The organism is Pseudomonas sp. RT4P38 (genome assembly GCF_054897765.1).
In genome coordinates this window covers 3,991,698-4,014,540 of the sequence record NZ_CM142703.1, presented here as the reverse complement: position 1 = coordinate 4,014,540, position 22,843 = coordinate 3,991,698, and the positions used below count along the sequence as shown (strand labels likewise).

At 60.1% G+C, this 22,843-nt stretch carries 18 protein-coding genes and 1 pseudogene; 13 read left to right on the top strand and 6 right to left on the bottom strand.

Features of this window, described 5'->3' with window-relative positions:
• Nucleotides 1-104: 104 nt before the first annotated feature.
• The 4 genes from ACYZT7_RS18565 to ACYZT7_RS18550 all read right to left on the bottom strand — a co-directional run bounded on the left by ACYZT7_RS18565 (nt 105) and on the right by ACYZT7_RS18550 (nt 3,785).
• Complete coding sequence (locus ACYZT7_RS18565) at nt 105-503, bottom strand: putative zinc-binding protein (protein ID WP_223430089.1); 399 nt, start codon at nt 501-503, stop codon at nt 105-107.
• 74 nt (nt 504-577) lie between these two features.
• Complete coding sequence (locus tag ACYZT7_RS18560) at nt 578-1,252, bottom strand: Crp/Fnr family transcriptional regulator (RefSeq protein ID WP_462037700.1); 675 nt, start codon at nt 1,250-1,252, stop codon at nt 578-580.
• Nucleotides 1,253-1,338: 86 nt separating this feature from the next.
• Nucleotides 1,339-1,986: a two-component system response regulator NarL gene (gene narL, locus ACYZT7_RS18555; RefSeq protein ID WP_462037699.1), complete on the bottom strand. Its 648-nt coding sequence runs from the start codon at nt 1,984-1,986 to the stop codon at nt 1,339-1,341.
• Nucleotides 1,983-3,785 carry a HAMP domain-containing protein gene (locus tag ACYZT7_RS18550; protein ID WP_462037698.1) on the bottom strand — a complete coding sequence of 601 codons (1,803 nt, stop codon included), beginning with the start codon at nt 3,783-3,785 and terminating at the stop codon, nt 1,983-1,985. The genes narL and ACYZT7_RS18550 overlap by 4 nt, the downstream gene beginning before the upstream one ends.
• 304 nt (nt 3,786-4,089) lie before the next feature.
• On the opposite strand from ACYZT7_RS18550, the gene ACYZT7_RS18545 reads away from it, so the two are divergent.
• The 13 genes and pseudogenes from ACYZT7_RS18545 to ACYZT7_RS18485 all read left to right on the top strand — a co-directional run bounded on the left by ACYZT7_RS18545 (nt 4,090) and on the right by ACYZT7_RS18485 (nt 20,571).
• Nucleotides 4,090-5,394, top strand: coding sequence for an MFS transporter (locus ACYZT7_RS18545; RefSeq protein ID WP_462037697.1), 1,305 nt, complete (start codon nt 4,090-4,092; stop codon nt 5,392-5,394).
• The gene (locus ACYZT7_RS18540) at nt 5,372-6,769 is read left to right on the top strand and encodes a NarK family nitrate/nitrite MFS transporter (protein WP_462037696.1); all 1,398 of its coding nucleotides are present in this window, start codon (nt 5,372-5,374) and stop codon (nt 6,767-6,769) included. The genes ACYZT7_RS18545 and ACYZT7_RS18540 overlap by 23 nt, the downstream gene beginning before the upstream one ends.
• Before the next feature lie 69 nt (nt 6,770-6,838).
• Entirely contained in the window at nt 6,839-10,612 is a 3,774-nt protein-coding gene (locus tag ACYZT7_RS18535) for a nitrate reductase subunit alpha (RefSeq protein WP_461998236.1), read from the top strand.
• Between the two features lies 1 nt (nt 10,613).
• Nucleotides 10,614-12,152: a nitrate reductase subunit beta gene (gene narH, locus ACYZT7_RS18530; protein WP_033059086.1), complete on the top strand. Its 1,539-nt coding sequence runs from the start codon at nt 10,614-10,616 to the stop codon at nt 12,150-12,152.
• 2 nt (nt 12,153-12,154) lie between these two features.
• A complete protein-coding gene (gene narJ, locus ACYZT7_RS18525; RefSeq protein WP_008153588.1) occupies nt 12,155-12,910 on the top strand; it encodes a nitrate reductase molybdenum cofactor assembly chaperone in 756 nt (251 codons plus the stop codon).
• Nucleotides 12,903-13,583, top strand: coding sequence for a respiratory nitrate reductase subunit gamma (gene narI / locus ACYZT7_RS18520; RefSeq protein WP_462037695.1), 681 nt, complete (start codon nt 12,903-12,905; stop codon nt 13,581-13,583). Before narJ ends, narI begins: the two co-directional genes overlap by 8 nt.
• 10 nt (nt 13,584-13,593) lie before the next feature.
• A complete protein-coding gene (locus ACYZT7_RS18515) occupies nt 13,594-14,553 on the top strand; it encodes a peptidylprolyl isomerase (RefSeq protein WP_462037694.1) in 960 nt (319 codons plus the stop codon).
• 25 nt (nt 14,554-14,578) lie between these two features.
• Entirely contained in the window at nt 14,579-15,571 is a 993-nt protein-coding gene (moaA, locus tag ACYZT7_RS18510) for a GTP 3',8-cyclase MoaA (RefSeq protein WP_462037693.1), read from the top strand.
• A 378-nt stretch (nt 15,572-15,949) separates the two neighbouring features.
• Nucleotides 15,950-17,965 carry a ribonucleoside triphosphate reductase gene (locus ACYZT7_RS18505; RefSeq protein WP_462037692.1) on the top strand — a complete coding sequence of 672 codons (2,016 nt, stop codon included), beginning with the start codon at nt 15,950-15,952 and terminating at the stop codon, nt 17,963-17,965.
• A 32-nt stretch (nt 17,966-17,997) separates the two neighbouring features.
• Nucleotides 17,998-18,165, top strand: coding sequence for an anaerobic ribonucleoside-triphosphate reductase (gene nrdD, locus ACYZT7_RS18500; protein WP_008153595.1), 168 nt, complete (start codon nt 17,998-18,000; stop codon nt 18,163-18,165).
• The gene (locus ACYZT7_RS18495; protein WP_462037691.1) at nt 18,162-18,857 is read left to right on the top strand and encodes an anaerobic ribonucleoside-triphosphate reductase activating protein; all 696 of its coding nucleotides are present in this window, start codon (nt 18,162-18,164) and stop codon (nt 18,855-18,857) included. The genes nrdD and ACYZT7_RS18495 overlap by 4 nt, the downstream gene beginning before the upstream one ends.
• A 94-nt stretch (nt 18,858-18,951) precedes the next feature.
• A pseudogene (locus tag ACYZT7_RS18490) lies at nt 18,952-19,446 on the top strand (MCP four helix bundle domain-containing protein); the annotation flags it as partial.
• Nucleotides 19,435-20,571, top strand: coding sequence for a methyl-accepting chemotaxis protein (locus ACYZT7_RS18485; protein ID WP_462041823.1), 1,137 nt, complete (start codon nt 19,435-19,437; stop codon nt 20,569-20,571). The pseudogene ACYZT7_RS18490 and the gene ACYZT7_RS18485, both read left to right, overlap by 12 nt.
• 33 nt (nt 20,572-20,604) lie before the next feature.
• Here ACYZT7_RS18485 and ACYZT7_RS18480 read toward each other — a convergent pair whose 3' ends face one another.
• Together ACYZT7_RS18480 and ACYZT7_RS18475 are read right to left on the bottom strand one after the other, a co-directional pair.
• Nucleotides 20,605-21,984 carry a 4Fe-4S binding protein gene (locus tag ACYZT7_RS18480; protein WP_462037690.1) on the bottom strand — a complete coding sequence of 460 codons (1,380 nt, stop codon included), beginning with the start codon at nt 21,982-21,984 and terminating at the stop codon, nt 20,605-20,607.
• Nucleotides 21,972-22,826: an FTR1 family iron permease gene (locus tag ACYZT7_RS18475; protein ID WP_462037689.1), complete on the bottom strand. Its 855-nt coding sequence runs from the start codon at nt 22,824-22,826 to the stop codon at nt 21,972-21,974. The genes ACYZT7_RS18480 and ACYZT7_RS18475 overlap by 13 nt, the downstream gene beginning before the upstream one ends.
• Nucleotides 22,827-22,843: the final 17 nt, after the last annotated feature.

The following is a 22,843-nucleotide window of genomic DNA, read 5'->3' as shown; positions in this document are numbered from 1 at the left end:
TGGGAGCGAGCTTGCTCGCGATAGCGGTGGAACAGTCGACATCAATGTTGAATGTACCGCCGGCATCGCGAGCAAGCTCCCACAGTTTTGAATTTCGTTGTCCCTTAGGCCATCGTTTCCTGCCGGCTTTCATGCTGCCGAGCATCACTCGCAATCAACTGCTTGATCCCTTCAAACAACTCATCCCCCTGCGCCTCCGTGCAGTCCTCGCCATAACGCTTGCGCAACCCGTAATGGCTAAGAATCAAGTGCACATCAGCATGCAGCCCATGCTGCTTCAAACAGTTTTCAACGCATTGCAGCGGACACCCATCCAACGCAAAAATCCGCCGTCCCGAACGCGCCTTGTTGACCAGCGCCGCCACATGCCCGCCGACCCCGACGATGCAGGACATTTCAGCCAGGCCGCTGCGATCAAGCCGCACGGCCAAGGTGTTGGCCAGTTGGGCGACGTTGGAGCAGCCTGAGCAGGAGTAAATCAGAGGCAAGGTTGAACGGGGCATGAGCACTCTCCATGGATGGACTTCTTCAGTGTGCAAGGCCGTTGGCATTGCGCATTGACTGCGGTCAATTGCGTCTATTGGTATGCCGCGAGATCCTCTTCGGCGAGGATGCTGATGTTGCGTCGTTCCATCGCGATCAGGCCGCTGTCCACCAGACGGTGCAAAATCCGCGAAAAGGTTTCCGGCTGAATACCCAACTTCGAGGCGACCAGGCGTTTGGACACCTGCAAGACAATCAAGCCGCTGATCGGGTTGCGTTCCTGGAACAGAAAATTGATCACCCGACGGCTTGCACTGGCCATGGTCAAGGTGTCGATGTCGCGCAGACGCAGGTGCAAGTGAACGCTCATGCTCGCCAGGATGGCCAGGCAAACCTTCGGCTGGTCTTCCAGGGCGTTGCGGTAATGGCTGCCCTCGATACTCACCAGCACGCTGTCCTTCAGCGCCGTGGCGCTCACCGGGTAGAGACGGGCCTGGCTGAACAGCAGGGCTTCGGCAAAGGTCTGGCCCGGCTGAATGATCTCCACCAGGTTTTCCTGACCTTCGCCCGTGAGCCGATACAACTTGATCTGGCCGCTGACCAGCAGGAAAAAGCGCTTGGCCGGGTCCCCTTGGTGCATGAGTGTGCTGTGACAGGCCAGGCGCTTGAGCATCGCCAGGCCGCAGACTTCCTCGAAGATTTTCTCCGGCAGTTGGCTGAACAGATGGTGACGGCGCAACGTTAAAACGATGGAAGGGTGGGTCAGCATGGCGTACCTCCGCTGACGCTCATAGTAGAGAGCGCCGGCCGGATGACCTATGCCTCTGCCGGCCTACCTCCAAAGAGGCATGCCCGTCAGCCGGCATTGCGCAGATGCTCCATGGCCCACACCGCCGCCTCTACCCGCGAGCGCAAGCCGAGTTTGTGCAGCAGGTTTTTGACGTGAACCTTGACCGTGCCTTCGGTGATGCCCAGCTTGTGCCCGATGACTTTGTTGCTGAAGCCGCTGGCGATGGTTTTCAGCACCTGGCGTTCACGCTCGGTCAGTTCCACCACGGTCTGGCGCTGCGGTGAGCGCAGCGCCTGGGCCATGACCTGGGTCAGCCCCGGGCTGATCACCAATTCGCCGTTCAAGGCATTGCGGATGTACTGAATCAACAGTTCGGGTTCCATGTCCTTGAGCAGATAGCCGTCGGCATCCAGACGCAATGCGTCGCGAATATCGTCTTCGGCATCCGAGACTGTGAACAGCAGCACCTTGCCGGTGTAGTGCATCGCCCGTAATTGGCGCAGGGTTTCAATGCCATTCATCTGCGGCATGTTGTTATCGAGCAACACCAGGTCCGGTTGCAGCGGCTCGATCAGTCCGAGCGCTTCTTCACCGTTGCTGGCTTCGCCGACGATCAGGAAATCATCTTCAAGTTCGAGCATCTGACGCATGCCGTGACGCATCATCGGATGGTCGTCGACCAGCAGGATTTTGTGTTGCAGGGACGGGATCATGTGACGCTACCTTCTGTTTGCTGCCCGAGAAACTCCGGTTGGAATTCCAATTGGACGCGGGTGCCTTGCGGCTCCCTGGAGACTATTTCGAGTTGACCGCGCAAGCTGCGGGCCCGCTCATCCATGATTTTCAGGCCGTGGTGTTCCCGTTGGTCGACGTTGCCGCTGAAGCCACGCCCGTCGTCTTCGACGATGAGCCTCACGGTTTCACCGTCCTGACGCAGTTGCAGCCAGGCGTTTTGCGCATGGGCATGGCGCAGGCAATTGGAAAGCGCTTCTCGGGTGATCTGCAAAATGTGGATTTGCTCGCTGGCCGATAATTGAAAGGCCAGTGCGTCGACATGCAGGTGCACCTGAAATTCGCCGCGACGGGAGAACTCCTCGGCGGTGTCCTTGAGTTCCTGCACCAGCCCCGCATCGTGAATCTGCAAGCGAAAGGTGGTCAGCAACTCGCGTAACTGGCGGTAGGCATTGTTCAGCCCCTCGCGCAATTCGGCGGTGACGTTTTCCAGGGTTTCGACCGGTTCGCCACGGCGCATCAGCGTTTGCAGGCGGCTGACTTGCAGCTTCATGTAGGACAGGGCCTGGGCCAGTGAATCGTGCAACTCGCGGGCAATGATCGTGCGTTCGTCGAGCAACAGCAGGCGATGATCCTGTTCCCGTTGACGCTTGAGCGACAGCGACGTGCCGATCAGGTTGGCCAGGGCCTGGATCAGCTGGGTTTCCCAGGCTTGCGTCGGATGCCCGTCGACAAAATGTGCCTTGAGTTCGCCCAGTTCACTGCCCTGGTTACTGATGCTGAACGTTTGTGGACTGGCCTTATGGTGCTTCTGGCACGTGGCGCAGTCGCTGCTGGCACAGACTTCCCGGATGTTCGCGCCGTGGAGGGCGAGCAACTGCTGGGCCGGTGCCTGCAATTGTCCTTGCAGACACAGCGACAGGCGCAAGCCGGGCAAGCGTTGCTGGAAGCGTCGAATCAATTCATCCAGCCCTTCGGCATTGGCCAGGCGTGTGGCCAGGCTGCGGCTGCTTTGGTACAGCAACTCGAGAGCGGCATTGGCTTGTTGCAGGTTCAGGGTTTTTTGCTGGACCTGACTCTCAAGGGTGCGATGCGACTCTTCGATCGTCTCGGCCATGGCGTTGAAACTCGTGGCCAACTGGCCCAGCTCGTCCTGGGACTGATGGTTGACCCGCACCTTGAAATCGCCGCGACGAAAGCGCTGGGTCGCGTCCACCAACTCTTTCAAGGGCGTGATCACGCCGCACTGCAGTTCGTAGAGCCCAAGCAGCAGGACGATCATGGTGGTGAACAAGGCCAGGCCCTGTATCACCTGTTGCCAGCCTTGCTTTTGTTCGCTTTCGTGCTGCAACAGGTTGACGAACTGGTTCAGTTGTTCAACGAAGGGCAGGGACTGGGCCTGAAAATAGGCGGCATCGCCGCGCTCCAGTGCCGGGCGCAAGTCCTCGTTCCAGTGTTGCTGGATTTGCCCGTAGCTGATTTGCAGGGCGGCGGTCGGACCATCTTCCAGCACCGCCTTGAGTGGCTGGCTGTTGAGGCGGGTTTGCAGGCTGTCGCTGATGGCGATGATTTCTTCGCCGGTTGCACCCGCTGCCAGTTTCCAGCTCAGGTGGTAAGTCTCCATGCGCACCGAGCCTGCGGTGTTGATGGCGGCCGCATCGCCCTGGCTGAACCAGGCGATCAGTCCGGCGCTCAACGAACTGGCGAGGGCGAGCACGGCGATCAGGATCACCGCCAGCCCGGCGCGAGCGGGCAGGGAACTGCGCAACCAGCGCACCATCAGCGCAGGTCCGGGGAAAAATCAGGAAAACCGAGCATGTGCAGCTCCAGGATGGGTTTTGCCGCCGATCCCGGGCGCGCTACCTCTAAAGAGTTGTCGACTGATCCTTGTCAGCAAAAACCTTGGCCGAAAACCTTAAGACGCTGATAAACCAAAGGTTTTAGGGTTTCCCTGTACTACCTCCTTAGAGGTAGACCGCACAAGCATAGGCCTATGCCCCCTAGGGCTTCGTTGACATGGATCAAGTTTTTGCGGGGTTGGCCTCTCTAGTCTGCCGCCATGGCTAATTGACTGGAGAGCATTTGTGAACCAACCGCGTGTACGACAAGGCTTGGTGCTGGGCATGAGCACGCTGGCCTTCACGGTCTGTTTCATGGTCTGGATGATGTTTGCCGTGCTCGGGGTGCCGATCAAGGACTTGCTCCAGCTCAACGAAACCCAGTTCGGCCTGCTGGCCGCGACCCCGGTACTGACCGGCTCGCTGGTGCGTTTGCCACTGGGTCTGCTGACCGACCGTTTTGGCGGGCGCAGCGTGTTCTTCCTGCTGATGCTGTCCTGCGTTGCACCGCTGTACTTGATCAGCTACGCCACCGCCTACTGGCAATTCCTGGTGCTGGGCCTGTTCGTCGGCCTGGCCGGCGGCTCGTTCTCGGTCGGAATTGCCTACGTCGCGAAATGGTTCGACAAGGAAAATCAGGGCTTCGCCATGGGCATCTTCGGTGCCGGTAACGCCGGGGCCGCGGTGACCAAGTTTCTCGCCCCGGCACTGATCGCTGCCGGCAGCTGGCAGCTGGTGCCGAAAGTCTTCAGCGCGATCCTCTTTATTACTGCGCTGTTGTTCTGGTTTTTCAGCGCCGAAAACAAGGACCACCGCAGTGCCACCGGCGCCACCTTGCGTGAGCAATTGAGCTCGCTGAAGGATCCGGCGGTGTGGCGCTACTGCCAGTACTACTCGATCGTCTTTGGTGGTTATGTCGCCCTCGCGCTGTGGATGACCAAGTACTACGTGCAGGAATACGGTTTCAGCCTGCAAAGCGCGGCGCTGCTGGCGGCCTGTTTTTCCCTGCCCGGTGGCGTGCTGCGTGCGGTCGGCGGCTGGATGTCGGATCGCTGGGGTGCGCAAAGCGTGACCTGGTGGGTGTTGTGGGTCAGCTGGATCTGCCTGTTCCTGCTCTCGTATCCCCAGACCCAGCTGCAAGTGCAAACGATCAACGGCCCGGTGGATTTCCACATCGGCCTCAATCCCGCGCTGTTCACCGTGCTGCTGTTCGTCATGGGCATCGCCTTCGCGTTCGGCAAGGCCTCGGTCTTCAAATACATCGCCAACGACTACCCGAAAAACATGGGCGCCGTGTCCGGCATCGTCGGCCTCGCCGGTGGCCTGGGCGGTTTCGTGTTGCCAATCCTGTTCGGCGCCCTGGTGGACCTCACCGGCGTGCGCTCTTCCTGCTTCATGTTGATGTACGGCGTGGTCTGGGTCTCCCTCACCTGGATGTACTTCAGCGAAATACGCAAAAGCGCGGTGCTGGGTAAAGCGCCGCTGCTGACCCCGTCCCCGATTTCCAGCATTGCCCTAGGAGAAGAACATGTCCGTTCTGCAAAAGCCTGACAAAGGCCCGGTCATTCATGACTGGCGCCCCGAGGACCCAGCATTCTGGGGAAGTAGCGGCAAACAGACCGCCACGCGCAACTTGTGGATTTCCATTCCTGCGCTGCTGCTGGCCTTTGCGGTATGGATGGTCTGGAGCACGGTGATCGTGCGTTTGAACGCCATCGGTTTCACCTTCACCACCGACCAGCTGTTCTGGCTGGCGGCATTGCCGGGGCTGTCCGGGGCGACCTTGCGCGTCTTCTATTCCTTTATGGTGCCGATCTTCGGTGGCCGTCGCTGGACGGCCCTGAGCACCGCGTCGCTGTTGTTGCCCTCGATCTGGATGGGCTTCGCCGTGCAGGACCCGAGCACCTCCTACAGTGTGTTCGTGTTGATTGCCTTGCTCTGCGGTTTCGGTGGCGGCAACTTCGCCTCGAGCATGTCCAACATCAGCTTCTTCTATCCCAAGTCGCAGCAGGGCACAGCCCTTGGCCTCAACGCCGGGTTGGGTAACCTGGGCGTCTCGGTGATGCAGTTCTGTGTACCGCTGGTGATTACCTTCGGCGTGTTCGGCTTCATGGGCGGCTCGCCGCAAGCTCTGCCGGACGGCGGCCAGTTGTGGTTGCAGAACGCCGGCTTCATCTGGGTACCGTTCATTGTTTTGGTGACGGTGCTGGCCTGGTTCGGCATGAACGACTTGTCCAGTGCCCGCGCTTCCTTCAGCGAGCAGGCCGTCATCTTCAAACGCAAACACAACTGGCTGATGTGCTGGTTGTACCTGGCGACTTTCGGTTCGTTCATCGGTTTCTCCGCCGCGTTTCCGTTGCTGATCAAAACCTCGTTCCCTGATGTCATCGCGTTGAAATTCGCCTTCCTCGGCCCGTTGGTGGGTGCGCTGGTACGCCCATTGGGCGGCTGGCTGGCGGACAAGCTCGGCGGCGCGAAGGTGACCTTGTGGAACTTCGTGGCGATGATCGTGATGGTCTTCGGCGTCATGCACTTCCTGCCGCAGAACGGCTCGGGCGGCAACTTCTACGGCTATCTCGGCATGTTCATGCTGCTGTTCATTACCACTGGCATCGGCAATGGCTCCACCTTCCGCATGATCCCGGTGATCTTCCGCACCCAGCATGAAAAAGCCTCGGCCGGCAAACCACCCGCCGTGCGCGAACAAGCGCTGAAGAATGCCGGCAAAGAGTCAGCCGCCGTCCTGGGCTTCAGTTCGGCCATGGGCGCCTTCGGTGCGTTCTTCATTCCCAAATCCTTCGGCACTTCGATGGCCCAGACCGGCGGCCCGGAGATGGCGTTCTACATGTTCGTCGGCTTTTACCTGAGCTGCATCGTGGTGACCTGGTGGTGGTACGCGCGCAAAGGCGCCGCGACACCCTGCTGAGCCGAGCTGCATCCAACTATTGCGTGGGCGGGGCACAGACTCCGCGACAAAGCCTGAGAGGACTACACCGTGAGTCATTTACTGGATCAATTGCGGTTTTTCAACCGTAAGCAAAACGAGTTTTCCGACGGTCATGGCGAGACCCGCAAAGAGTCTCGCGACTGGGAGAACGTCTACCGTTCACGCTGGCAGTACGACAAGATCGTGCGTTCGACCCACGGGGTGAACTGCACCGGTTCCTGCTCGTGGAAGATCTACGTCAAGAACGGCCTGATTACCTGGGAAACCCAGCAGACCGACTACCCGCGTACCCGTAACGATCTGCCGAACCATGAGCCCCGTGGCTGCCCGCGTGGTGCCAGTTACAGCTGGTACATCTACAGCGCCAACCGGCTCAAGTACCCGAAAATCCGCAAGCCGTTGCTCAAGCTCTGGCGCGATGCGCGGCAGACCATGGCGCCGGTGGAAGCCTGGGCCAGCATCGTCGAGGACAAGGCCAAGGCCGACTCCTATAAAAGCAAACGCGGCATGGGTGGCTTCATTCGCTCCAACTGGGAGGAAGTCAACGAGATCATCGCTGCGGCCAACGTCTATACGATCAAACAATACGGCCCTGACCGGATCGTCGGCTTCTCGCCGATCCCGGCCATGTCGATGGTCAGCTATGCCGCAGGTTCGCGTTACCTGTCGCTGATCGGTGGCGCCTGCCTGAGTTTCTATGACTGGTACTGCGACTTGCCACCGGCCTCGCCGATGGTTTGGGGCGAGCAGACCGACGTGCCGGAATCGGCCGACTGGTACAACTCCAACTACATCATTGCCTGGGGCTCCAACGTCCCGCAGACCCGCACCCCCGACGCGCACTTCTTCACCGAAGTCCGTTACAAGGGCACCAAGACGGTCGCGATCACTCCGGATTACTCGGAAGTCGCCAAGCTCACCGACCTGTGGCTGAACCCTAAACAAGGCACCGATGCGGCGCTGGCCCAGGCGTTCAACCATGTGATCTTCAAAGAATTCCACCTGGACAAACCGAGCGCTTATTTCACCGACTATGCCAAGCGCTTCACCGATTTACCGGTGCTGGTGCTGCTCAAGCAAATGGTCGACAAGGCACCAGGCGCCGGTTACCAGCCGGACCGCTTCCTGCGCGCCAGTGACCTGACCGACAACCTCGGCCAGGAAAACAACCCGGAATGGAAAACCATCGCCCTCGATGTCAGCGGCGAACTGGTGTCCCCTCAAGGCTCCATCGGTTATCGCTGGGGCGAGAAGGGCAAGTGGAACATCCTGCCTCGTGAAGGCGGCGAAGGCCGTGAGATCGATCTGAAGCTGAGCCTGATCGGCGATGACGTCGCCGAAGTGGCGTTCCCGTATTTTGCCGGCGAGTCCCACGAGCACTTCCAGCACGTGGCCGGCGATGCCGTGCAATACCGCCGCGTGCCGGTGCATAACGTGGTGCTGGCGGACGGCAGCGTGGCCAAAGTCGCCACCGTGTTCGACCTGTCGGCCGCCAACCTGGCCATCGACCGCGGCCTCGGCGGCGAAAACGTCGCCAAGGATTACGACGACGCCTCGGTGCCCGGCACCCCGGCGTGGCAGGAGCAGATCACCGGCGTCAGCCGCGAGAAAGCCATCCAGATTGCCCGTGAGTTCGCCGACAACGCCGACAAGACCAAGGGTCGCTCGATGATCATCGTCGGCGCGGCGATGAACCACTGGTACCACATGGACATGAACTACCGCGGGCTGATCAACATGCTCATGCTCTGCGGGTGTGTCGGCCAGACCGGCGGCGGTTGGGCGCACTACGTTGGCCAGGAAAAACTCCGTCCGCAATGCGGCTGGCTGCCCCTGGCGTTCGGCCTGGACTGGAACCGTCCGCCTCGCCAGATGAACGGCACCAGCTTCTTCTACGCCCACAGCTCGCAATGGCGTCACGAGAAAATGAGCATGCACGACGTGCTCTCGCCGCTGGCCGATAAATCGCAATTCCCCGAGCATGCCCTGGACTACAACATCCGCGCCGAACGCGCCGGCTGGTTGCCCAGCGCACCGCAACTCAACACTAACCCTTTGCACATTTGCCGCGACGCGGCTGCGGCCGGCATGGACCCGAAAGATTACGTGGTCAAGTCGTTGCAGGACGGTTCGCTGCGCTTCTCCTGCGAACAGCCGGACAGCCCGGTCAACTTCCCGCGCAACATGTTCATCTGGCGTTCCAACCTGCTGGGCTCCTCGGGCAAGGGCCACGAGTACATGCTCAAGTACCTGCTGGGCACAAAAAACGGGGTAATGAACGAAGACATTGGCCAAGTCGGCGATTGCAAACCTGAAGAAGCCGAATGGGTGGACGAGGGCGCCATCGGCAAGCTTGATCTGGTCACCACACTGGACTTCCGCATGTCCTCGACCTGCGTCTATTCCGACATCGTGTTGCCAACGGCGACGTGGTACGAAAAAGACGACATGAACACCTCGGACATGCACCCGTTCATTCACCCGTTGTCGGCAGCGATCGACCCGGCATGGGAATCGCGTTCCGACTGGGAAATCTACAAAGGCATCGCCAAGGCGTTTTCCAGCATGTCCGAAGGGCATCTGGGCGTTGAGAAGGATCTGGTGACCATCCCGCTGATGCACGACAGCGTCGGCGAACTGGCCCAACCGTTTGGCGGCACCGACTGGAAAAGCGACGGCGTGGCACCGGTGCCGGGCAAGAACGCACCGAACCTGCATGTGGTGGAGCGTGACTACCCGAACATCTACAAACAGTTCTCGTCCCTCGGGCCATTGCTGGAGAAACACGGCAACGGCGGCAAAGGCATCAACTGGAACACCGAAGACGAAGTGAAATTCCTCGGTGAACTCAATCACAAAGAAGGCGATGCCGGTATCAGCCAGGGTCGGCCGAAAATCGACACGGCCATCGATGCGGCAGAAGTGATTCTGTCCCTGGCGCCGGAAACCAACGGCCAAGTCGCCGTCAAGGCCTGGGCCGCGCTGTCGGAATTCACCGGTATCGACCACAGCCACCTGGCGCTGTCCAAGGCCCACGAGGCGATACGGTTCCGCGACATTCAGGCACAGCCGCGCAAGATCATTTCCAGCCCGACCTGGTCGGGTCTCGAAGACGATCACGTCAGCTACAACGCCGGGTACACCAACGTTCACGAAGGGATCCCATGGCGCACCATCACCGGTCGCCAGCAGTTCTACCAGGATCACCCTTGGATGCAGGCGTTCGGCGAGCAACTGATGAGTTATCGGCCGCCGGTCAACACCCGCACCATCGAAGGGGTGAAGGGCAAGCGCAGCAACGGCCACAAGGAAATTGTCCTGAACTGGATCACCCCGCATCAGAAATGGGGCATTCACAGCACCTACAGCGACAACCTGCTGATGCTCACCCTCAGCCGTGGCGGGCCGATTGTCTGGCTCTCGGAGAACGATGCGAAAAGCGCCGGTATAGAGGACAACGACTGGATCGAGTGCTTCAACATCAACGGTGCATTGACCGCCCGTGCGGTGGTCAGCCAACGAGTCAAGGACGGCATGGTGATGATGTACCACGCCCAGGAACGGATCGTTAACGTGCCCGGCTCGGAAACCACCAAGACCCGTGGCGGCCACCACAACTCGGTCACCCGGGTTGTGCTCAAGCCGACCCACATGATCGGCGGCTATGCGCAGCAAGCCTACGGTTTCAACTATTACGGCACGGTCGGTTGCAACCGCGATGAATTCGTCGTGGTGCGCAAAATGTCCAAAGTCGACTGGCTCGATGGTTCGTCCGGCGATGACCTGCCGCGTCCCCTGCCGACCGATATCGAGGAGAACTGAGATGAAGATTCGCTCACAAATCGGCATGGTTCTGAACCTGGACAAATGCATCGGTTGTCACACCTGTTCGATCACCTGCAAAAACGTCTGGACCAGCCGCGAAGGCATGGAATACGCCTGGTTCAACAACGTCGAATCGAAACCCGGGATCGGCTACCCGAAAGAATGGGAAAACCAGGACAAGTGGAAGGGCGGCTGGATCCGCAACGCCAACGGCACGATCAACCCGCGCATCGGCGGTAAGTTCCGCGTGTTGGCGAACATTTTCGCCAACCCGGATCTGCCGAGCCTCGACGACTATTACGAACCGTTCGACTTCGATTACCAGCACCTGCACACCGCGCCGCTGGGCGAGCATCAACCCACCGCGCGTCCGCGCTCGCTGATCTCCGGCAAGCGCATGGAGAAGATCGAGTGGGGCCCGAACTGGGAAGAAATCCTCGGCACCGAATTCGCCAAGCGTCGCAAGGACAAGAACTTCGACAAGATCCAGGCGGACATTTACGGCGAGTACGAAAACACCTTCATGATGTATTTGCCGCGCCTGTGCGAGCACTGCCTCAACCCGACGTGTGCAGCAGCTTGCCCGAGCGGGGCGATCTACAAGCGTGAAGAAGACGGGATCGTCCTGATCGACCAGGAGAAATGCCGTGGCTGGCGGATGTGCATCAGCGGCTGCCCGTACAAGAAGATCTATTTCAACTGGAAAAGCGGCAAGTCCGAGAAATGCATCTTCTGCTACCCGCGTATCGAAGCCGGGATGCCGACCGTTTGCGCGGAAACCTGCGTCGGGCGCATTCGCTACCTCGGTGTGTTGCTGTATGACGCCGACCGCATCAGCGAAGTGGCGAGCACCGCCAATGAGCAGGATCTGTACGAGAAACAACTGGAGATCTTCCTCGATCCAAATGACCCGGCGGTGATCCGTCAGGCTCTGGCCGACGGCGTACCGCAGTCGGTGATCGATTCAGCCCAACGTTCCCCGGTCTACAAAATGGCCGTGGACTGGAAACTCGCACTGCCGCTGCACCCGGAGTACCGCACCTTGCCGATGGTTTGGTACGTGCCGCCACTGTCGCCGATCCAGAACGCTGCCACTGCCGGCACCGTCGGCATGAACGGGGTGATCCCGGACGTCGACAGCCTGCGTATTCCACTGAAGTACCTGGCCAACCTGCTGACGGCGGGCGATGAAAAACCGGTCAAGCGTGCGCTTAAACGCTTGTTGGCGATGCGCGCCTACAAACGTTCCGAGCAAGTCGACGGCGTTCAGGACCTGCAAGTGCTGAAGGATGTCGGTTTGAGCGTGGCCCAGGTCGAGGAGATGTATCGCTACCTGGCGATCGCCAACTACGAAGACCGTTTCGTGGTACCGAGTGCCCACCGTGAAGACGCCATGAGCGACGCCTTCGCTGAGCGTTCCGGGTGTGGCTTCAGTTTCGGCAGCGGCTGTAGCGGCAGCTCCGACACCAACATGTTTGGCGCCAAGAAAGCCAACCGCCGCGACATCCTGAAAACCGTCCAGTTATGGGAGGAATGAGCATGCAAATTCTCAAAGTGATTTCGCTGCTGCTCGATTACCCGACCGAGACATTGATTGGCGGTCGCGACGAACTGGAGCAAGCGATCATCCAGTCACGGGAAATCAGCCCGACACAGCGCGGTGCGTTGTTCGAATTGTTGGAGTTGATCTGCGGCAATGACCTGATGGACGGGCAGGAGCACTACGGTGCGCTGTTCGGTCGGGGGCGCTCGCTGTCGCTGCTGTTGTTCGAGCATGTGCACGGTGAGTCCCGTGACCGTGGTCAGGCGATGGTCGACATGATGGCGCAATACGAAGAAGCCGGTTTTGCCATCGGCGTCAAGGAGCTGCCCGATTACATCCCGCTGTACCTGGAGTTCCTGTCTACCCGCGAAGACATCGAGGCCCGCGAGGGCCTGGCGGATGTTTCGCACTTGCTGGCCTTGCTCGCTGCACGTCTGGAAGAGCGCGAAAGCGCCTACGCCAGTTGCTTCCGGGCGCTGCTGCAAATTGCCGGCGCCGAGCCACATCAGGCGGTCGCCGACTTGCGGGCGCAGGTCGCGGCGGAACCTCGCGACGACTCCCTCGAAGCCCTCGACAAGATCTGGGAAGAGGAGGCCGTGGACTTCCTCCAGGCCGAACAGCAGGACCGTTGCAGTTCGCTGCCTAGCGCACCGGGCAAGGCCCGTGAGGAAAGCGCAGTGCCGTTGCACTGGGTGGATTTTCAGCATGAAGGGTTGGCCGCCGTGCCAGCCAAGGAGGTAGGCAATGTCTAAATGGAACCTGTTGTTGTTCGGGGTCTATCCCTACGTCGCCCTGGCGATTTGCCTGATCGGAAGTTGGGCCCGCTTCGACCTGTCGCAATACAGCTGGAAAGCAGGTTCGAGCCAGATGCTCAACCAACGCGGCATGCGCGTGGCGAGCAACCTCTTCCACATCGGTGTGTTGTTCGTGCTGGCCGGACACTTTGTCGGCCTGCTGACCCCTGCGTCGATTTATCACCACGTGATCAGCACTGAGAACAAGCAGTTGCTGGCAATGGTCTCGGGCGGGTTCTTCGGTCTGCTGTGCCTGATCGGCCTGCTGATGCTGGTCAACCGGCGGCTCAGCGACCCTCGGGTTCGCGCGACTTCCAGCCCTTCGGACATCCTGATTCTGCTAGTGCTGCTCGCGCAGTTGCTGCTCGGTCTGCTAACCATCGTCGCGTCTACCGGGCACATGGACGGCTCGGTAATGGTGATGCTCGCCGATTGGGCGCAGAACACCGTGCTGTTGCGTCCGGTGGAAGCAGCGGCGGCCATCGCGCCGGTCGGGTTGATCTACAAGTTGCATGTGTTCCTCGGTTTGACCCTGTTTGTGCTGTTCCCCTTCACCCGTCTCGTACACATGATCAGTGCACCGATCTGGTACCTGGGCCGCCGTTATCAAATCGTTCGTCAGAAGTACTGAGGAGACAATCATGTCAGGTGGATGTGGATGTGGTGGTGGTAACGGGGGCAGCGGTGGCTGCGGTTCTTCAAAAAAAGCGGAGGCTGTTCTCGACATCGCGCCGGTCGCAGAGGCGCAGTTTGAAGCACTGCCGGTTGAGCCCGCAGTGGCCGATGACGCCCCGGCGCAGTTGATCGCCAGCAGTGAACAGGAGTGGCCGATCATCAGCGTCAACGAGGTGTCGATCACCCCGGAAGCGATGGCCCAGGAGCTGCAATATCACCCGGCCGAAAGCCGCGAGGAGGCGGTCTATCTGGCCGCCAGGGCGCTGGTAATCCGCGAGTTGTTGCAGCAGCGCATCACCGAACTCGGTGTGTCGCTGGAGATCGGCGCCGGTGAGAACGAAGAAGAAGCGGCCACGCGCTTGCTGCTCGAACGTGAAGTGCACGTGCCGCAGTGCGATGAGGAAACCAGCCTTCGTTACTACGAGAACAATCGCGGACGCTTCCACAGCGCGCCGTTGCTGGCGGTGCGGCACATCCTGCTGGAATGTGCGCCAGATGATGTCGAGGCCCGCGAGCTGGCGCATGGTCAGGCGGAAGTCCTGCTGCAGCGACTGGAGGAATTCCCTGGCAGTTTCGCCGAACTGGCCGTGAAATATTCAGCCTGCCCGTCGAAATCCCAGGGCGGTTCTTTAGGACAGATCAGCAAGGGCCAGACCGTGCCCGAGCTGGAGCGTCAGCTGTTCACTCTGGCACCGGGCCTGGCCAGCAAACCGCTGGAAAGTCGCTACGGCTGGCATGTGGTCAGTGTCGATCAGCGGATCGAAGGCATGCCGTTGCCCTACGAAGTGGTGTCGACGGCGATCCGCACGCAGTTGCAGCAAGGCGTCTGGCAGAAAGCGCTGGTGCAGTATCTGCAAACCCTGATCGGTGCAGCCGATATTCGTGGCATCCACTTGCAGGGCGCCGACTCACCGCTGGTGCAGTGAGCATCGAGGCAAACCGGGAGAAGTGATGAACGCTGTGATGCAGGATGGTTTTGGGCGGCAGATCGACTATCTGCGGATGTCGGTGACGGACCGCTGTGATTTTCGCTGTGTGTATTGCATGGCGAAAAACATGACGTTCCTGCCACGTCAGCAGGTGCTCACGCTGGAGGAATTGCAGCGTTTGGCGACGCTGTTCGTTGGCCTGGGTGTACGCAAAATCCGTCTGACTGGCGGCGAGCCGCTGATCCGTCCCGGCATTGTCGGACTGTGCCGCAACATCGCCGCCTTGCCCGGTTTGCGCGAACTGGTGATGACCAGCAACGGCTCGCAACTGGGCCGTCTGGCCCGGCCGTTGGTCGACGCCGGGGTCAAGCGCATGAACATCAGCCTCGATAGCCTGGACGGGCAGAAGTTTCGGGCGATCACCCGTAATGGCGATCTCGATCAGGTGCTCAACGGTATTGAGGCGGCGCGGGATGCGGGGTTCGAGCGGATCAAGCTCAACTGCGTGGTGATGAAGGGACGCAACTTCGATGAAGTCCAAGCGTTGGTGCAGTACGCCATCGACCAGCGCATCGACATCAGTTTCATCGAGGAAATGCCTTTGGGCGACGTCGGTCGTTCCCGGGGCGAATCGTTCTGTTCCAGCGACGAAGTGCGCACGCTCATCGCCAGCCAGCATCGGTTGCTCGACAGCACCGAGAACAGCGGCGGACCGGCGCGCTATGTGCGTCTGGAACGCCATCCCGAGACCCGGATCGGTTTCATTTCACCCAACAGTCACAACTTTTGTGGCAGCTGTAATCGGGTGCGGATGACTGTTGAAGGGAAGCTGTTGCTATGTCTGGGGCAGGACGATGCCCTGGATTTGCGCGGATTGCTGCGGCGTTATCCGTTGGATGATCAGCCGGTGATCAATGCGGTGCAGAAGGCCTTGCGCGGGAAGCCGCTGCGGCATGATTTCAGTCCCGACGGGGAGGTGCAGATTGTCAGATTCATGAACATGAGTGGCGGTTGATTCGGGGGGCAGTGTTCTGATCCGAAATCTACCCCTCACCCTAACCCTCCCGAAACGTCGGACCGCCCCAGAGGGGCGAGGGGACTGATCGAGTTGTTCTTAGAGTTACATCGACCTGAAAGACCGAGTCGAACTCAGGTATAGAAGCACATAGAGATCTGCTCCCTTTCCCCCTCTCCCCTCTGGGGAGAGGGGTGGATTTCAGATCCGAGTGTTTATCCCCGACCTTTCAACAGTTTCCCTTTGCCGCCTTAGGGCGGTTTTTTGTCCGTCAATTCTTGATATCGATCAATTGCAGATCAGCACTTTATCCGTAGCCTTCACTGCATGTTGTGGTTTTAAGTTTGATTAAGTCTATATGTAGTGTCTGGAGGCCAAATGCAGAGCACGCTGATCGCAGTAGGATGTAACCGCTTGCACAAACGCGATGGCAGTCAGGTTGCCTTCGATGCCGACAAAATCCGTCAGGCATTGATCGCCGCCGGCAAGGCGACGGGGGAGTACGGCGAGGTTGAGGTTGAAGGCTTGCTTAACGCGGTATTGGCCAGGCTTGAAGGGTTGCCGAGGCTGCATGTCGAGCAAATCCAGGACCGTGTTGAACGGGTGTTGATGGACGCCGGATATTTCCTCGCCATGCGGGCCTACATCGTCTACCGCGAACAGCACGGACGCTTGCGCCGCGACCGGCGGACCATGGTCGAGGTGGCGACCTCGATGAACGAATACCTGGACCGTGAAGACTGGCGAGTCCAGGCCAACGCCAATCAGGGCTATTCCCTGGGCGGTCTGGTGTTGAACGTGTCGGGCAAGGTCACCGCCAACTACTGGCTGGACGAGGTGTACAGTGAGGCCATCGGCCAGGCCCACCGCGAAGCGGATTTGCATGTGCACGACCTCGACATGCTCGCCGGTTACTGCGCGGGCTGGTCGCTGCGCACCCTGTTGCACGAAGGGCTCAATGGCGTGCCCGGGCGAGTCGAAGCCGGTCCGCCGAAGCACTTGAGCAGCGCCCTGGGGCAGATGGTGAATTTCCTCGGCACCCTGCAAAACGAATGGGCCGGCGCCCAGGCGTTCAGCTCGTTCGACACCTACCTGGCGCCCTATGTGCGCAAGGATCAACTGAGTTTTCAGGAGGTGCGCCAGGCGATCCAGGAGTTCATCTATAACCTCAACGTGCCGTCGCGCTGGGGCACTCAGACACCGTTCACCAACCTGACCTTCGATTGGGTGTGCCCGCAGGATTTGCGTGAGCAGATCCCCGTCATCGGCGGTGAGGAAATGCCGTTTGCCTATGGCGACCTGCAAGTCGAAATGGATTTGCTCAATCGTGCCTACATCGAGGTGATGCAGGCCGGCGATGCGAAAGGGCGGGTGTTCACCTTTCCGATCCCGACCTACAACATCACCCACGACTTTCCGTGGGACAGTGAAAACGCCGACCGCTTGTTCGAGATGACTGCGCGTTACGGCCTGCCGTATTTCCAGAACTTCCTCAATTCGGACCTGCAACCCAATCAGGTGCGCTCGATGTGCTGCCGCTTGCAGCTGGATGTTCGCGAGTTGCTCAAGCGTGGCGGCGGCTTGTTCGGCTCGGCGGAGCAGACCGGATCGCTCGGCGTCGTCACCATTAACTGCGCGCGGCTGGGTTATGTGTTCAAGGGGGATACCAGCGGTTTGCTGCAGCGTCTGGACACACTGATGGAACTGGCGATGGAGAGCTTGGAGGTCAAGCGCAAGGTGATTCAGCACCACATGGATGCCGGTTTGTACCCGTACACCAAGCGCTACCTCGGAACCCTGCGTAACCACTTCTCGACCATCGGCCTCAACGGCATGCATGAAATGCTGCGCAACTTCACCGGCGACGAGGAGGGTATGCACACCGAGCACGGCCGGCAGTTTGCCCTGAAGATGCTCGATCATGTGCGCGCCACGTTGCTGCGTTTCCAGGAGGAAACCGGCCACATGTACAACCTGGAAGCGACGCCGGCCGAGGGCACGACCTATCGCTTTGCCAAGGAAGACCTCAAGCGCTATCCCGACATTCTCCAGGCTGGCAGCGTGCAAGCGCCGTATTACACCAACTCCTCGCAACTGCCCGTGGGCTACACCGAAGACCCTTTCGAGGCGCTGGAACTTCAAGACGAACTGCAATGCAAATACACCGGCGGCACGGTCTTGCACCTGTACATGGCCGAGCGGATTTCTTCGACCGAAGCCTGCAAGCAACTGGTGCGCAAGGCCCTTGGCCGTTTCCGCCTGCCGTACCTGACCGTGACTCCGACGTTCTCGATCTGCCCGGTGCACGGCTACCTCGATGGCGAGCATGAGTTCTGCCCCAAGTGCGACGAAGTACTGCTGCTGCGAGAACAGAAGCTCGGCACCGTTCATTGATTTCGATCCACTCAACTGCAAGGAGCTTCACCATGACTGCATCGCAAACATTGCCCCAGGCCCAACGTCAACGCTGCGAAGTCTGGACTCGGGTAATGGGCTATCACCGCCCTGTGTCGGCGTTCAATCCGGGTAAACAGTCGGAGCATCGCGAGCGGGTGCACTTCACTGAAGGCGCGGCATTGGCCGGGCGCCAATGAGTCGAATGCTTCGGGTCGGGGGCATGGTGCCCCTGACCACTATCGACTATCCGGGACAGCTCGCCTGCGTGTTGTTTTGCCAGGGTTGCGCCTGGCGTTGTCGTTACTGCCATAACCCGCAGTTGATCCCGCCTCGTGGCACAGACGAAGTGGATTGGCGGCGGGTGTTGGCGTTTCTGCAACGGCGTCAGGACCTGCTCGATGCGGTGGTGTTCAGTGGCGGAGAGCCGACCTTGCAGGACGGTTTGCTCGGCGCCATGGATGAGGTGCGGGCGATGGGTTTTCGCATCGGTTTGCACAGCGCCGGCATCAAACCCGCAGCGTTCGCCAAGGCACTGACCGGGGCCGATTGGGTCGGTTTCGATGTCAAGGCGTTGCCCGAGGATTGCCAGGCGATCACCCGGGTCGAGGGCAGCGGAACGGCCAACTGGCGAAGCCTTGAGCATCTGCTGGCCAGCGGTGTCGACTACGAATGTCGCACCACCGTGCATTGGCATTTGTTCGAGCCGGCGCGTCTGCTGATCCTCGCCAAGCGCTTGAGTGAACTCGGCGTCAAACGCTTCTCCGTGCAGTTGGTTCGCACCGAGCGGATGTTCGATCCGTTGCTGCCGAGTGTTTCGGCACAAGCCTTGCTTCCTGAGCTATGGGAGGCCATGCGCGAATTGTTTCCAGCCTTCGTGTTACGGGGGTAACCGAGGCTGCGGATCAGCGTTTAACAGAGACATCCACCATTAGGTTTTCAAATGCGCTGCCTCACGGGCGGGTATTAAACAGGGAGCATTTGATATGGCCAAATTAACGACGGCACAACGTATCGTCATCGGCTTTGCCATCGCGCCGTTGGCATTGATGGGCATGGCGTTTTACGCGTTGCACGATCTGGCAACGCTCAAGGAACAGGCGGTAGTAATCGTCAAGCAGGACTGGCCGAAGATCGATCCGATCATGGTCATTGCCACCGGCGTGCGTGATAACGCCAGGAACACCCGGGATCTACTGATCGATAAAGACAATCAGCAGGTGCAGCAGTCAATCGACGCCACCAAGAAACGGATCACTCAGGCACTCGAAACGCTTGAACCGTTGTTCTATTTGCCCGAGGGCAAAACCGCTTATGCCGCGCTGAAGAAGAATCGCGAAGCCTACGTGGCGGCGTTCACTCAAGTGCAGGTGTTGATCCGGCAAGGGGCCTTCGATGACGCCATGGCACAGCTGAAACAAAAGGTCGTGCCGGCCGAGCGCGAGGTTTATAGCAGCCTGGATCAGTTGATGGTGCTGCAAGGCAAAATATTCGCCGATCGAGAACAGGCGGCGCAGGAACTGTACAGCGATGCTCGGCGCAATATGCTCGGGTTGTTTGTGTTCTGCGTGGCGCTGGTCATTGCCGCGGCGGTGATCGTCACGCGCAGTGTGACCCGTCCATTGGGCGGCGAGCCGGATGATGCCGCACGGTTTTTGAGTCAGATCGCTCAAGGCGACCTGACGATTCAGGTGCCCGTGAACTCAAGTGTCGGCGGCAGCGTGATGATGAACATGCATCAGATGCAGCAAAGTCTGAATGCCATGGTCAAGCACATCGCGACGTCGGTGGACCAGGTGGCCAGTTCCTCCGAAGAGCTGAGTGCGGTCAGCAGCCAGACCAGCAGCAACCTGCAATTGCAGGGGCTGGAGATCGAGCAGGCGGCCACCGCAGTGAACCAGATGACCGCTGCGGTCGACGAAGTGGCGCGCAATGCGGTGAGCACCTCTGAGGCCTCGCGGCAATCCGAGCAAACCGCGCAGCGCGGGCGTGAACAGGTTCAGGAAACCGTGGTTTCGATCGGCGCACTGGCCGATGGCGTTACCGACACCTCACAGCGCATCGAGCAACTGGCGGGCCGGGTGCAGGACATCAGCAAGGTGCTGGACGTGATTCGCAGCATCGCCGAGCAGACCAATTTGCTGGCCCTCAACGCGGCCATTGAAGCGGCCCGTGCCGGGGACGCCGGTCGAGGTTTTGCCGTGGTCGCCGATGAAGTGCGCGCTCTGGCTCATCGCACTCAAGAGTCCACCCAGGAAATCGAGCAGATGATTGGCAACATTCGCCTCGATACCGGCCATGCGGTGACGGCCATGCAAAGCAGCAGCAACCTGGTGCGGGCCACCCTGGAAGTGGCGCAACGCTCTGGCGATGCATTGGATGAAATCACCCGGTCAATCTCGCAGATCAACGAGCGCAACTTGATGATTGCCAGTGCCACGGAGGAGCAGGCATTGGTGGCGCGGGAGGTGGATCGCAATCTGATGGGGATTCGCAATTTGTCCGAGCAGGTCTTGCTGGGGGCCCAACATACTCACACGGCGGGTCACGATTTGGCCCAGATGGCAGGGGCGCTGCACCAGACTGTGGCGCGTTTTAAAGTCTAGGTGATTCGGGGTGGTGGTTGTGGATGAGGGTGCTCAGGACCAGCCCCAGAACTGCAACCACCAGCCGAACCCTACCAAGCCGATGGCGAGCAACAGGCAAGTGCTGCCAGCGTAGCGACGAGCCTGGGGAATGCCTTCGCGATCCAGCCGTTTCCATCCCAGCAGCAGGCTCCAGCCCATCGCGGCCAATAACAGACAGGCCCTGGCCGGTTGTACCCACTCCAGCAACAGCCCTTCGTAGCGCAGCAATTTCACCGTTGTGGCCGACAGCCCGAGAAACAATCCCGCACCACCCAAGGGCGTGAGTGTCAGCGCCAGGGGCCAATACAGTGCAGGATCTTGCGCCAGTCGAGCCGTCAGCCGCAGAAGGATCATCAGCACCGTGCCCAACACCATCGAACTCAAACTCAAGTAAGCGACGATGCTGAAACCGTCGAGCCAACTGAAGCTGTCGTTGAGCTGCGGGTAATGGGTGAGCAGCCACCAAGGCGCGTTGTCCTGCAGCGCCCAGAGTTGGTCGTGCTCGACCAGCCATTGGGCGAGTGTTTGTTTGAGGGCGATGAACCATGGGCTGACCGTCCACTGAAATGCGCCCATGGCCAGGCCGATCACACCGAACAGCAGTAAGCGCGCGTCCCACGGTGACAGCGTCTGCGCCGTTGCGTGAAGAATCTCTTGGTTGCTGGAACGGGCGATCAGCTGGACTGCGCCGCGTTGGCCGCTGCAACGTCCGCAGGCATGACAGTCACTGGCGCCTTGCATACGACGGATATCGAGCAAGGGCGCGCAGTTGGGCGGCGGCAGGCGTGGCGCGGCATTGTCCATCCAGCGTTGTTCGTCGACTTGAAAATGCACGGGCGCCAGGCGGGCGAGCAGGGCGAAGACGCCGCTGACCGGGCACAGGTAACGGCACCAGACCCGCTTGCCCCGGGCGAACAGCAGACCGACGGCGACCGCCGCGACAGTCGAGGCACCCAGAATCAACAACGCCGCTTGGGCGTAGTCATAGACGCTGATCAACTGGCCGTAGAGGGTCGTCAGGCAGAACGCCAGGGTTGGCCAGCCGCCCCAGCGCAACCAGCGCGGTACACCCAACCCTTTGCCGTAATGGCTGGCCCATTCGCTGAGTGAACCTTCCGGACACAGAACGCCACACCAGAGTCGGCCGAACAGTACGATCGACAGCAGCACGAACGGCCACCAAATGCCCCAGAACAAAAACTGCGCGAACAGGGTCAGGTTATCGAGCAGCCGTGCCTGGCTGTCCGGCAGCGGCAACACCGCCGGGATCACCAACAACAACGCGTAGAACAGTACAACGGCCCACTGCACGGCACGAATGAGACGCGCGTGACGACGCATGCCGTCGCCCAGGCGCTGCAGCCATTGATTGCGGCGACTCAGCTCAGGCATGGGACTTTTTCCGCAGCACGTTGACGCAGCCAACCGCCGACGATCAGCCAATAACCGGCCAGCACCAGTAACGTCATGCCGCTGGGCGTCGCACGATAACCGGCAAAACCTGCGAGAAAACCACCCGGTCCATGGCTGTCGCTGAGCACGGCACTGCTGTCCCAAAGCGCATCACCAACGAGGCTGTACATCACCTCCGGTAAATCCATGGCGAGTAATTGACCGCCAATTCGCTCGGTGCCGCTGACCAGCAATGCCGCGCCGAGTACCAGCAAAACAGCTTCGCTGATGGCAAAGAATCGCTGCCACGAAATGAACCGGCGACTGCTGTGCAGCAGGGCGATGGTCAGCGCCGACAGCACCAGTCCCATTGCGCCGCCGATGGCAAACAAACCGAGCTGCGGACCTCGCAACTGAGCACCGGCGCCATAGAGAAAGACCACCGTTTCACTGCCTTCGCGGCTGACGGCGAGCATGGCCAGCAGTAGCAGACCTGCGCCACCTTGCCGGGCCAGGTGGCTATCGGCGTGTCGTTGCAAATCGTGCTTGAGCGTGCGCCCGTGGCGGTGCATCCAGCCGACCATTTGCACGATCAGCAGGCTGGCAACCAGCGCAAGTGCAGCCTGGAACCATTCACTGGCTGAGCCGCTCATGGCCTCACCGGCAAACAGAATCAACACCGCCAGCAGGCCCGAAAGCATCAACCCCAGCGCGACGCCTGCCCACAAGTACTTCGCCAGTCGATCGCCCTGATGCTGCTGGCTGACCCAGGCCTGGAGAATGCCGATCACCAGCAGCGCCTCGACGCTTTCGCGCCAGACAATGAACATTGATTGATTCATGAAAACTCCGTGTTTGA